The organism is Caballeronia humi, assembly GCF_001544475.1.
GTDB classification, from domain to species: Bacteria; Pseudomonadota; Gammaproteobacteria; order Burkholderiales; family Burkholderiaceae; genus Caballeronia; species Caballeronia humi.
This window is the reverse complement of the sequence record NZ_FCNW02000064.1, coordinates 1-12,548: the sequence shown is the minus strand read 5'-3', so window position 1 is coordinate 12,548 and position 12,548 is coordinate 1. Positions and strand designations below refer to the sequence as shown.

The 12,548-nt window shown below is 61.5% G+C and carries 6 protein-coding genes and 3 pseudogenes; 4 read left to right on the top strand and 5 right to left on the bottom strand.

Translation table 11 applies throughout. From position 1 onward, the window contains the following. Positions 1-168: 168 nt before the first annotated feature. Positions 169-1,614 carry a DEAD/DEAH box helicase gene (locus AWB65_RS30490; protein WP_087670656.1) on the bottom strand — a complete coding sequence of 482 codons (1,446 nt, stop codon included), beginning with the start codon at positions 1,612-1,614 and terminating at the stop codon, positions 169-171. 1,160 nt (positions 1,615-2,774) lie between these two features. Here AWB65_RS30490 and ptsP point away from each other — a divergent pair. Together ptsP and ptsG are read left to right on the top strand one after the other, a co-directional pair. Beyond that, entirely contained in the window at positions 2,775-5,303 is a 2,529-nt protein-coding gene (gene ptsP / locus AWB65_RS30480; RefSeq protein WP_087670638.1) for a phosphoenolpyruvate--protein phosphotransferase, read from the top strand. Between the two features lie 22 nt (positions 5,304-5,325). Beyond that, positions 5,326-7,104, top strand: coding sequence for a PTS glucose transporter subunit IIBC (gene ptsG, locus AWB65_RS30475; protein ID WP_087670637.1), 1,779 nt, complete (start codon positions 5,326-5,328; stop codon positions 7,102-7,104). A 241-nt stretch (positions 7,105-7,345) separates the two neighbouring features. On the opposite strand, the gene AWB65_RS30470 is transcribed toward ptsG, so the two are convergent. Together AWB65_RS30470 and AWB65_RS30465 are read right to left on the bottom strand one after the other, a co-directional pair. Beyond that, positions 7,346-7,786, bottom strand: a complete 441-nt coding sequence (locus AWB65_RS30470; RefSeq protein WP_087670636.1) for a hypothetical protein — start codon at positions 7,784-7,786, stop codon at positions 7,346-7,348. A 559-nt stretch (positions 7,787-8,345) separates the two neighbouring features. After that, positions 8,346-9,044 (bottom strand): CBS domain-containing protein, encoded by a 699-nt coding sequence (locus AWB65_RS30465; protein WP_087670655.1) that lies wholly within the window; start codon positions 9,042-9,044, stop codon positions 8,346-8,348. A 266-nt stretch (positions 9,045-9,310) separates the two neighbouring features. Between AWB65_RS30465 and AWB65_RS38055 the strand changes: the two are divergent. After that, positions 9,311-9,412: pseudogene (locus AWB65_RS38055) on the top strand (IS5/IS1182 family transposase); the annotation flags it as partial. Positions 9,413-9,483: 71 nt separating this feature from the next. Here AWB65_RS38055 and AWB65_RS37230 read toward each other — a convergent pair. Further along, positions 9,484-9,690, bottom strand: a pseudogene (locus tag AWB65_RS37230) (hypothetical protein); the annotation flags it as partial. A gap of 541 nt (positions 9,691-10,231) precedes the next feature. Here AWB65_RS37230 and AWB65_RS30455 point away from each other — a divergent pair. Next, a complete protein-coding gene (locus AWB65_RS30455) occupies positions 10,232-11,779 on the top strand; it encodes a DUF3300 domain-containing protein (protein WP_235007863.1) in 1,548 nt (515 codons plus the stop codon). Between the two features lie 219 nt (positions 11,780-11,998). Here AWB65_RS30455 and AWB65_RS30450 read toward each other — a convergent pair. Then, a pseudogene (locus AWB65_RS30450) lies at positions 11,999-12,475 on the bottom strand (BPSL1445 family SYLF domain-containing lipoprotein); the annotation flags it as partial. Positions 12,476-12,548 lie beyond the last annotated feature (73 nt).

The window sequence follows — 12,548 nt, the reverse complement described above, 5'->3', positions numbered from 1 at the left end:
GCTCGTTACGCACGATTTCAACGTCCGTTCGAACCCGAAGTTGCTAAAGATCCTAGATTCAGTGCGCCGTTACCCGCCGACCTGATGCACGTCGAAGCCGCGCCGCTGCCTGCCAGCAGTCCGCAAATCTCCAGCTTGTTCTAGGGCGGCGTTACTCATCTCCACGGATCAGGGTTGGCGTTTCCTGCGGCGACCAGCGGGTTTGCCAGCCGGCTTACGTGAACCTGCAGTTGGCTTGCTGGCGGGTCTGCTGCGTGGCTCTTGCATGCCGAATGGAGTGCCGCTAGACAAGCCTGTGCCTTTACCCGCGGCCTCAGCGCGCTGCGCCAAAGACTTGCGTCTGTTTTCGCCAATCTGCGCGCTCGGTTTTTTGCTGAGCACCTGCATGGCGCCCGGCGCAGCTTGCGGTACTTTAAGCTTCTTAGGCTTTTTGGGCTTCTTGATGATCTGGCCCGTCGTGCTGGTTTGCGGTACGCGGTGTTCGGCTTCGAAACCTGGCTCTTCTTCACGGGGCAGCGTTTGCCGGATCAGCGCTTCAATCGCGGCTAGTTGCGGCGCTTCATCCGCACACACGAGGGACACCGCTACGCCGCTGGCGCCCGCGCGTCCGGTGCGGCCAATACGGTGCACATAGTCTTGTGCCACGAGCGGCAAATCAACGTTGATCACCAGCGGCAGGTCGTCGATATCGAGCCCGCGCGCAGCCACATCGGTGGCTACCAGCATATGTACTTCGCCTGTCTTGAAGCGCTCCAGCGCACGCAGGCGCGCGGGTTGCGGTTTGTCGCCGTGGATGGTGTCGACCGCATAGCCCGCTTCATCCAGCATGGCCGCCAGGTAATCCACGCCATTGCGGGTTTTGACAAACACCAGCGCGCGCTCCCAGTTGTTCTCAGCCACAAGGTGCATGAAGAGGTCAGGCTTGTTCTTTTTATCCACCGGCACCACCCATTGCTTGATCTTACTGGCCGTGGCATTGGGCGGGCTGACGCTGATATTGACCGGGCCGCGCAGAATGCTCGCCGCCATGGCGCGGATATCATCGGTGAACGTGGCTGAGAACAGCAGGGTCTGGCGCTGAGCGGGCAAGGCAGCAAAGACGGCGTTGAGTTCGAGCGCAAAGCCCAGATCCAGCATACGGTCGGCTTCATCCAGCACCAGCGTTTGTACTTGATCAAACTGCACTGCGTTCTGGCGATTGAGATCCAGCAAACGACCCGGCGTTGCAACGAGCACATCCACACCTCTGCGCAATGTCATCATCTGCGGGTTGATACTCACGCCGCCGTACGCGGCCAAAAATCGTAAGTCGAGGCCTTTGCCGTAGTCAATAAAGCTTTGCAGCACTTGTTCAGCCAGTTCACGCGTGGGCACGAGCACCAAAACACGCGCGCGGTTGCTGGACACCCCCGGGCCCTGTTGCACCAGTCGTTGCAACAGCGGCAGCGCAAAACCCGCCGTTTTGCCAGTACCGGTCTGTGCCGCAGCCAGGACGTCCCTGCCACTGAGCACAGCAGGAATTGCTTTGGCCTGCACCGGCGTAGGTGCCCCATACTTAAGATCCTGCAAATTAAGCAGTAACGGATCGATCAGGCCAAGCGAGGCAAAAGACATGCACGTATTCCAAGCTAAAACCGCAATTTTAGCCGTTACCGCGCTGATTTCACCGCGCAGATCAATGATCATACGCGCGACGTGCTGCAGATTTTCGGACCGGTCGCGATGGTCGGTCCGACACGGCTTGACGAGTGTCTAGTCGTACGCGCAGATGTTCCGCGCCGAGCCGTCGCATCTGGCGGTGATAGACGCGCCGTTGCCCGGTAAGCAGGCGTTTGACCGGCTTCCCGCAGACCCCGTGTAGATCAGTTTGCCCCTCATAGCGCGCGCAACAATCCCGAGATGCATTTGGGTCGAAAAAGGCCAATTTGCAAGTCTTCTTCGATGCACGCCTGTACGACGACGATGCCATCGGCGCCGACCCGTTGGAGCATGACGTCTCTACCCTTCAGCGCCGGGCGCACTATGAGCGGCACTCCAGCCAGGTCGGGCTTTTGAGCGAGACATCGAAGCCAACCGCAATCTGTTGGCGTCAAAAGGCGCGCTCGAGATTCCGGTACTTGCTGTGAGCGGCGCAGCGATCACGACTGGCCCCTTGATGGCAGACATGATGCGCGTAGTAGCCGAACACGTGACTGAGTTTCGCATGCCACGTGATCCCTACTGGATCGTCATGGAAAACCCGGATGCGCTTTTTTTGACGAACTGCACGCCTTTCTCAATGCACACTGACGACGTATCGTCCGCATTCGCGCGCGACAGGCACTGTTGCGAATCGATTTCTTTGCCGCGAATGTCTGAAAATCCATGTAAGCGATGACTTCATCGTCGCCCGTCATGGCGTCGTTCAAAGGGCACGAGCGCTCGGAAGTTGAACCCTTCCACCGTGCCGCAACGTCCGCGACAAGCTTCCGCGCACTGGCTGCACACAGCGAACAAATGGCATGGATTCCCCAACAGGCTGGTCTTGACTGCGTCTTCAGCCCTTCATCAATTCCCGAATTGACGGACATTAATTTGGCAGCGAATCATCACGTCGTTGCCTATGATTCAGATTAGGCGGTCCAAGACCGTTCAGCACGGCGCCTCAGCACACACAGAATTTTGCTCGATCTCGATAGACCCTGAGCACAAGCCCCTCCGCGCCAGCGTAGACTAGGCTCGCGTCGCTCATATCAACCGTATCAGCCGAGTGTCGAACAAAAGGAGTCGCGCGAATGAAAGCTCCTCAGCCTCCGGTCCGCATCGAGTTGTTGGCGCCGCTCTCGGGCGTCATGGTGCCGCTCGAAACCGTACCCGATCCAGTCTTCGCCCAGAAGATGGTCGGCGACGGCGTTTCGATCGATCCAACCTCGAATGAACTGCTGTCTCCGCTTCCCGGCAAGGTCACGCAACTGCACCGCGCCGGCCACGCCGCGACGATCACGGGCGACAACGGCCTCGAAGTCCTGATGCACATCGGGCTCGACACCGTGTTGCTGCGCGGCGAGGGCTTCACCGCGCTGGTCAAGGAAGGCGACATCGTCACGGCGGGGCAGCCGCTGATCCGTTTCGACCCGATCGTCGTTGGCGCCAAGGCGGTGAGCCTGCTGACCCAGATCGTGATCGCCAACGGGGAGCTCGTGACGCGCTACGTGCCCGCGATCGGCCTCGTCACCGCGGGACAGGACGCCGCGCTGTCCGTTGAACTTGTCGGCGGCGTGGTCTCGGAAGAGACAACCGGCGCGACCGGCGCGATTCTCTCCGACGAAGTCACACTGCCGAATCCCGCGGGCCTGCATGCGCGGCCCGCCGCGGTCTTCGCCGCCGAGGCGAAGAAGTACAAGTCGGAGATCCGGCTGCTGCGCGGCGGTGACAGTGCGAACGCTAAGTCCGTCGTATCCATCATGGGTCTCGCGACGAAGTTCGGCGACAAGGTGCGCGTCCAGGCTGCCGGTCCCGATGCGGGCGAGGCCGCCGCCACGCTTGCGCGTCTGCTCGCCGAAGGTTCCGGCGAAAAGCCCGGCGACGCGCCCGCACCGGCGGCTGCCGCAGCGCCCGTCCTCGCCAGGCGCGCGGCGGCCGCCGACGCCGACGAACTCACCGGCGTATCGGCCTCGCCCGGCCTTGCCGTCGGCAAGATCGTGCAGTTCCGCCAGGAAGTCATCGAGGTCAGGGAAGCGGGCGAATCGCCACAGCGCGAACGTGCGCGGCTGGAATCGGCCCGGCACGAAGCGCATCAGCAGATCGAAGCGCTCAAGGCCAGGCTGACCGATCCGTCGAAGGCGCAGATCCTCGATGCGCACCTCGAACTGCTCGAAGATCCTGACCTCAACGACCTGGCGATCGGCAGCATCAGCGAAGGCAAGAGTGCGGGCTTCGCGTGGCGCAACGCTTTCGAGAACCACGCGAGCACGCTCGAGAAGCTCGACAACTCGCTGCTGCGCGAACGCGCCGGCGATATCCGGGACGTCGGGCGCCGTGTGCTGGCGCTCCTAGCTGGCGTGAAGCAGGCGCAGATCGAAGTGCCCGCCGACTCGATCCTGATCGCCGAGGAACTCTCGCCGTCCGACACCGCTTCGCTGGATCGCAGCAAGGTGCTCGGTTTCTGTACGACGACCGGCGGCGCCACGAGCCACGTCGCGATCCTCGCGCGTTCGCTCGGCATCCCGGCGATCTGCGGCATCGACGAGGGCGCGCTCGAACTCCCGAACGGCACGCTCGTCGTGCTCGACGGCTCGCATGGCAGCTTGCGGCGCAATCCAGGCGCCGAGGAACTCGAGAAGGCGCACGAACGCATCACGCACCAGACGGCCAAGCGCGAACAAGAGAAGCTCGCCGCGACCCAGGTCGCCATGACGGCCGACGGTCACCGCGTCGAAGTCGTCGCGAATATCCGCAACGCACAGGAAGCGCGCGATGCGGTAGCGGCCGGCGCTGAAGGTGTGGGCCTCTTGCGTTCCGAGTTCCTGTTCGACGACCGCGACACGGCGCCGTCCGAGGACGAGCAGGCCGCCGAATATAGTGCCGTGGCCGAAGCGCTCGGCCGCGAGCGTCCACTGGTGGTCCGCACGCTCGACGTCGGCGGCGACAAGCCGCTCTCTTACATGCCGCTGCCCAAGGAAGACAATCCCTTCCTCGGCCTGCGCGGCGTGCGTGTGAGCCTCGACCGTCCGGACATGTTCCGCACTCAGTTGCGGGCGATCCTGCGCGCAGCATCCATCGGCAACCTGCACGTGATGTTCCCGATGGTCGCCACGATCGAGGAGGTGCTTGCGGCGAAAAAGATGCTGCTCGAGGAGGCCGGGGATCGCGCGAACAGCATCAAGGTCGGCGTGATGATCGAAGTACCGGCTGCCGCGCTGATTGCCGAGCCGCTGGCACGTGAAGTCGACTTTTTCTCGATCGGCACGAATGATCTGACGCAATACACGCTTGCGATGGACCGCGGACATCCCAAGCTCGCCAAACAGGCCGATGCGCTTCACCCTGCCGTGCTGCGCCTGATCGGCATGACGGTCGAAGGCGCGCACAAGCATGGCAAATGGGTCGGCATCTGCGGTGGCATCGCCTCGGACGCGATGGCGGTCCCGGTGCTCGTGGGCCTCGGCGTCGACGAGCTTTCAGTCAGCGTTCCCGCGGTCGGTTCGATCAAGGCCCAGCTTGCGCGGCTCACAATGGACCAAGCGCGCCAGCTCGCCGCCGATGTGCTCAAGCTCGGCACCGCCGCTGAAGTCCGTGCCCTGCTCGCCCCCTTCGCCGAATAAACTAATCAACAGGAGACCGTCCGTGTTCACGCATGCCTTCGGAGTCTTGCAGAAAGTCGGCAAATCACTGATGCTGCCGGTGGCCGTGCTCCCCGTGGCCGGACTGTTGCTCGGGCTCGGCGCGACCGATTTCCACGGTTACGTGCCGGTCATCGTACTAGCGCTGATGAAAAACGCAGGCGACGTGATCTTCGGCAACTTGCCGCTGATCTTTGCCATCGGCGTCGCGCTCGGCTTCACCGAGAACGACGGCGTCTCGGGCATCGCCGCGACGATCGGATATCTCGTCATGACGGCGACACTGGGCGTGATCGCCAAGGCGGAAGGCGTCGTGCCCGATACGATCATGGGCATTCCATCGATCCAGACCGGCGTGTTCGGCGGCATCCTGGCGGGCGGGCTGGCCGCGTGGATGTTCAACCGCTACTACCGGATCACGCTGCCGCCCTATCTTGGTTTCTTCGGGGGCAAACGCTTCGTGCCGATCGTGACCGCAATCGGCGCCATCGTGCTCGGCGGAATCTTGTCCGTGGTATGGCCACCGGTCGGCGGCGCGATCAAAGCGTTTTCCGAGTGGGCGGCAGTTTCGGACCCGCGCACGGCTGCGACGGTATACGGCTTCGTCGAGCGTCTCCTGATTCCATTTGGCCTGCACCACATCTGGAATGTGCCGTTCTTCTTCGAGGCGGGCAGCTTCCTCGACCCGACGACCGGCAAGGTCGTTCACGGTGACATCAACCGCTTCTTCGCGGGCGATCCGACCGCCGGCATTTTGTCGGGCGCGTTTCTGTTCAAGATGTTCGGCCTGCCGGCCGCGGCGATCGCAATCTGGCACTGCGCCAAGCCGGAAAAGAAGGTCGCCGTCGGCGGCATGATGGTGTCTGCCGCGCTGACTTCGTTCCTCACCGGCATCACCGAGCCGATCGAGTTCGCCTTTCTCTTCGTCGCCCCGGTCCTTTACTTCATCCACGCGTGCCTCGCGGCGTCGGCGCAGTTTGTGGCGAACACCTTGAACATGCACATGGGTTTCACCTTCTCGCAAGGCGCCATCGACTTGCTGATGTTCAACCTGATTGGCAACAAGGCGACTCATGCCTGGTACGTCTTCATCCTCGGTCCGATCTACGCTGGTATCTATTACCTCGTGTTCCGCTTCGTGATCAGCCGCTTCAACCTCAAGACGCCCGGCCGCGAGGACGACACCATCGAGGCGGCAACGGTCGGCACGAGCGGCGTTGGTGGACGTTCGCGCGATCTGGTGCTCGCCTTCGGCGGCCGTTCCAACATTACGAGCCTGGATGCCTGCATCACGCGTCTGCGCGTCTCGGTGAACAACCCGGCGCGCGTCGACGACGTCAAACTCAAGGCGCTCGGCGCTGCGGGCGTCGTGCGCGTTGGCAACGGCGTGCAGGCGATCTTCGGAACGATGTCGGAGAACATGAAAACCGACATGCAGGAATACCTGAAGACGGCAGGCGCGGACGCCGACCTCGCACCGGGCGGAGCGACTGCCGCTGAAACCGCGGCACCGGTCGAAGCTGCCGCGGCCTCCGCGCACAGCCCGACGCAGCAGAATGCACGTGCGGAAAAGATCCGCGCAGCGCTCGGTGGCGCCGCCAACATCAAGAAGCTCGAAGCGCTGGCTGCCACGCGCCTGCGCGTTGCGCTGTCCGACGCCTCCCGGCTCGACACCGTCGCACTGAAGGCCGCCGGTGTTCCCGCGACGCAATCCTTAACTAACGGCGAGTTCGACCTGATTGTTGGCCTTGGAGCGGAAAACCTGGCAGGCGCGATGCGATAAAAAGCCGCTTCCGTCGAATCGGCGAAAATTGGCGGAGCACGCATTGCAGCGCACGCCACCTCCAAACGGGACGTTTCATTGTCCGACATTACCCACCCGTTGTCGGATGGCTCCTCTAGGCCGGGTCGCCCGCGCCCGACGCGCTGCGTGTCTACAGGTGCGTGATGGTAAGCCACATCGCTTTAGACATTGATGCACAGCGGTGTTGATCGGCGTGAATCTGACTTGGCAACCTTTCGATCTACGCGGGGGTATCAAACTTGCCGACCACATCTTTGCACATATCACGCACCCCCAAGTCCGCGCTCTTATCCGAATAGCCTGCAGACCGATACGTCACCACGCTTCCATCTTTAATGAACACACCAGTCAACTGGCTCCCTGTCACGCCGCCGTCGCTGTTCGAGGTACTCACGGTCAGGCACACCACGTAGCCGAAGTACGGGTTGAAGCTAAATCCGTCCCACGCCTTCTGCGGCGTGCTCAAATACTCTACCTGTATGCTCCCTGGGTCCTTAATTCGCGCCTTGTGATATTGATCAATGATCGACTTGTAGTCGGCTGGGTAGGGGCCATAGTCGGCCGCTCGCACGACCTCCGCGCTGGGCGAGAGCCGGTGCACGCACGCCCCCAGGCCGCCGCTCATTGCAACGACCACTGCCGCCATCCATGCCTTGCGCATCGTGTTGCCCCTTAAGTACGCTCGAGCCCTCTATGGGCCGTACCCAACGTGCAATCGTCGGTGTCGATCGCCAACCGGGCAGGCTGCTGGTCGCGGACGAACCGTAGGCGTGTGTCGAAAACGAGAGGCCGCAATCAAGTTCTGTCGATGACGATTAGTCACCAGCCGTCAGGGCGGCATGCCATGGCTTGGAAAACGCAGGCACTTCGACATCATCGCGCTGAACTTAACCGCTTAACCTACGAAACCTGAAAATGCATCACTGCACCGAACGCTTACCGAAATATGAGAATGGAAATCCATGTGTAGTCGGCCCGTGGTTCGTGGGCAGCGGTCAATCAAATGGGTAGATCGGCGCCATTACGGGCGACCGGTCGCACCGATCCGCGACGTGCCACCGACCGAAGCCGACGCTCTCTCCTATGAGTAAGTCACTGAAGTGTCGATGGCGGCATAGCTACAGTGACCCATCTCTGGGGTTGACAGCGTTCGCGATCGACACCGATGCCTTAACCAGATTATGGAAAAACTTCACACAACCCAGAACAGGCAATGATCGTCACTTCCCCGACGACAGATCAGGCGTCGGAAGCCCGAAGTGCGTAATGACCGCTTTGACGCCAGGTGCGTTCTCTGCCGCAACGCGAATAGCGTTCCCTTCTTCTGCACTGACGATCTGGCCCCAGAGATGAACCGTCCCGCTCTCGACAATGACGTTCTCACGCGCAAGCGCCCACGGCTGGCCTTCCATGGCAGCGGTAACCGCTTCGCGGATCGAGTGATCTTTTATATCGTTCGCAACGGGCAACTCAGGCGCCATTGTCACAAGCGCACGAATCAGGTTAGCGCGGCTCACGACACCCACTACCTTTCCGTCGCGCATGACCGGCACGCGTTTGATACGCCGGCGTTCGAGCAGCTCGGCAATGTCCGCAATCGGACACGCTTCGGTCACGGTCGCGACGTCGGTGCTCATCACATCCCTGACCTTCCTAGCATGCTCCTTCACATACTGGCTCGCCAGCTCGCGCGTCGATGCGACCATTTCAAGCCACCACGCACGCGGCTTGACGCCAGTCCCAATCTCCGCGCGATGCATTAGATCGCCTTCCGTGACGATCCCAAGAAGCTTGCCGTCCTCGTCGATCACGGGCATCCCGCTGATGCCGGCAAATACCATCGTCCCTGCGGCCAGGCGCACGGACATCTCGGGACCGGCGGAAACGATCTTCGTCGTCATGATATCGGCAGCTCGCATGCTCATCTCCTTAAGGAAAACAACGCCTTCTTGTATGACGGCATCCTGTGCCTCGATGTTGTTTGCAGCCTCGCTAATCAATTCGTCTCGCTGGCTCTTATTTTTTTTGCCCGTTGGCTCAAGCATAATTTTAGGTCAAATCGAAGGCGCAGGTCATCTTTCTGAAATTGCATCGTGTCCGTCAGCTAAGGCAACACTAATCAGGTCCACCACGAATACGTGGTCAGCGATATAGAGGGTACATGCATTGACATAGACAAAAGACGATGAAACAGCAGACGCTCGCGATGGCAGCAGTTGAGGGTGCGGATTCGCGACGCAAACGCACGCGGCGTGACAAGTTTCTCGGCACGAAGAACACCATTATGCTTGCCGAGTTGTGACAGGTTCTGTAAGTGAGCGCGATGAAGCTCACAGAGGGTGATGGGCGTCAGCGACCGGTTCGGGAAAGAAACAATATCCCAAGTCCCAGACCGTAGCCGACAGCAGGTTCTGTGATCATTATGGGTACAGGTAGCGCGCCTTTGTGCTTGCGCAGGAAGTCACTCACGTCGAACTGCTTGTCTTCGGCGTCCCTGAAGCTAAGAAGTTCATCGCCAGCGCGCGCGTCAACGAACGCAACGCCGACTGGATCGACGCATGACAACGAAGACTCTTTCGCTTGCCCGAATACGCTTTAGAAGAACTGCGAGCTTCAGTTGGATTACCGGCGAGCAAGCCCACGCGATGGACATCGCTGCACGATTTCCGGTCGTCACAGACAAGCGAAGCGAACATGTCACCTACTACCAAAGATACGCACGCCACGCGGTGCGAAAAGCGACTCGCAAACCGCATCGTTTAAGCAAAGAGGGGCACGTGAGCCAATGCGAGATCGGAAGCGCCGCGTGCTACGAGCGTCCTAGCGATCGATCGCCTTGCTCCTCTTCAACTCGACGACTCCAATTCAACGCTGCGCCCGCGTGAAAACCTCGATCGAGTCCCCTCCGCCTGGCGATAAGCGATCATGTCACATTCAACTGTACCGATTGCACGGCGAGTACTAATCTAGTATGCGTTCCACCATCCTGCTCGCAGTGCAGGCGGCGCGATCCACCGTCACCGGAATCATCCGCCTGATCGTCCACCTCTGCGAGAGCGAAGCCCACGGACATTTCGCTGCCTGAAGGAACTCACGGGGAGTGACCATGGCGATAACGATTTCACGACTCTTGAGCGCCGGCCTTGTCGTCCTGTTGGCGGGCTGTCCGTCGAAGCAGCAGGATCAGCAAGCTCAGACGCCACCGGCCTCGGCTCCAGCCGCAGCCTCTGTTGCGGCCGCGGCGTCTGTTGCAGCCGCAGCCTCGGCGCCACTCCCGGCCTCAGCGCCCGAGCCGCAGGCCCAGGAATTTCCACCGGAGGAGATCGAGGCGCTGGTCGCCCCCATTGCCCTCTATCCCGACTCTTTGTTATCCCAAGTCCTGATGGCGTCCACCTATCCGCTCGAAATTGTCCATGCTGCGCGTTGGGTGAGAACGCACAAGAATCTCAAGGGCGAAGCTGCCGTGAAAGCCGTGCAGGACCAGCCGTGGGACGTCAGCGTCAAGTCATTGGTTGCGTTTCCACAGGTACTGGAACCGATGAACGACAAGCTCGACTGGACCCAAAGGCTCGGCGATGCATTCCTTGCCAACCCAAAGGATGTGCTCGACGCCGTGCAGCGACTGAGAGTGCGTGCCCAAAAGGCCGGACACCTGGCGTCCAACGAGCAACAGAAGGTGGTTGTCGAAGCGCCCGCCCCCAGTCAAGGCGGCCAGGCGGTCCCGGCGCCACAAACCATCGTGCGTATCGAGTCATCCAATCCCCAGGTCGTCTACGTGCCCTCCTACAACCCGACCGTCGTCTACGGCGGCTGGAGCGCTCCGGCTTATCCGCCGACCTACTGGCCGCCGTCTCCAGCTTATTACCCCGGTGCCGCACTCGCGAGCGGGTTCGCATGGGGGCTCGGCATCGCGGCAGCAGGCGCAATCTTCAGCAATTGCGACTGGAATAACAATGATGTCAACGTCAACGTGAACAAGGCCGCCAACATCGACCGCAATTTCAACAGTAGCAAGGTAGAGGGTGGCAAGTGGAAGCACGACGCGGGGCATCGTCAGGGGGTCGCCTATCGCGACAACGCCACGCGTGACAAGTACGCAAAGGGTCCGCAAGGCGCCGACGCGCGACGCGACTACCGCGGTCGCACGGGCGGCGCCACCGAGCGCGCGAGCGTCGCCAATCGGGCGGAAGCCGGAACTCGCACGGGTCGCCAGGACGACGTGAGTGCTGCCAACCGCGCAGGCCGAACGAATACGGCGGGCGTCAGCGACCGGTCCAAACAAGCCAATCGAAATCCCGAAGCCAGTAATCGGGCACAGACGCCCAATCGCACGGCCTCAGCCAACAATCGTGCACAGACAACCAACCGCGATGCCACAGCCAGCAATCGCGCACAAACGTCCAATCGAAGCGCGGCAGCGAACAATCGCGCGCAAACGCCCGATCGTGTCGGTTCATCAACGGCGCAAGCCGGTTCCCGAAGCGGCGGTTACTCGGGAGGCGGCCGCGACTCGGCATTCCAGGGCGTCGGCGGAGGCGCCGCGACGCAGCGCGACTACAATCGCGGGCAGGCGAGCGCGCAATCCTCGAACTTCAACCGTGGGGGCGGCGCAGCCCGTGGTGGCGGAGGCGCGCGCGGTGGCGGCCGGCGCTAGTTCGCGCCATAGTCAGGGAAGCGATGCTAGATGTGAGATTGAAGCGGTGGACTTGCACGACTGCGCCTTTGGCGGACATCGGGAAGCGCGGCTCCCGGCCACAAAGGGTCATTTTCAACAGTCGCCTCGACACTCATGCGTCGCTGTGCAGCCGCAAGCTGCCACCCGGCTCACGAAGCCGACCAAAGCTTCGCAAGACGGGCGCGGCCATTGCCGCAATCAAATTTTGAGTCGCGAGACCTTGGTTCCCGAGAGCGACACATCTCCCATCAGACCGGCATTGGTGAGCACGATCGCATTGACCGGGGCGGTCGCGGTTGTCGTATCGATCGCACCGTTCGCACCGACTTTCAACAGCGCGACCGATCCTTCTCCACCGACCGACCAGCCTTTGGAATGGCGAAAGCTGTTGAGCGCATCTCGGGTCATGAACAGGAAGATGACGGCCTTCGATTGCGCACCCGCCTGCAGGCCGAATGACCCCGATACTGTGTTGTAGTAGCCGACGGACTTCCCTCCTACGCGCAATGCACCTTCGCCGTACTCGCCACCGGCGACGAAGCCCACCTTGATCACCGACGGGAACACGAGCGCACCGTTCGCTTTGTCGACCAATTCCCTGGAACCCTTGACGTTCGCGTACAACTTCGACAGGGTCTCATGGACCTTTGCATCGATCGCCCGCCGCTTAGGGCTGTGCTGAAGAAGCGGGGGTTTTCACGGGATCGTCGTTGCTGATTCCACGATGCGAGAATGGCGACGCGCTCGC

Coding starts and splice junctions, on each gene's coding strand:
- AWB65_RS30455 (WP_235007863.1), top strand. CDS start 10,232: ATGGCGATAACGATTTCACGACTCTTGAGCGCCGGCCTTGTCGTCCTG.
- AWB65_RS30465 (WP_087670655.1), bottom strand. CDS start 9,044: ATGCGAGCTGCCGATATCATGACGACGAAGATCGTTTCCGCCGGTCCC.
- AWB65_RS30490 (WP_087670656.1), bottom strand. CDS start 1,614: ATGTCTTTTGCCTCGCTTGGCCTGATCGATCCGTTACTGCTTAATTTG.
- ptsP (WP_087670638.1), top strand. CDS start 2,775: ATGAAAGCTCCTCAGCCTCCGGTCCGCATCGAGTTGTTGGCGCCGCTC.
- AWB65_RS30470 (WP_087670636.1), bottom strand. CDS start 7,786: ATGCGCAAGGCATGGATGGCGGCAGTGGTCGTTGCAATGAGCGGCGGC.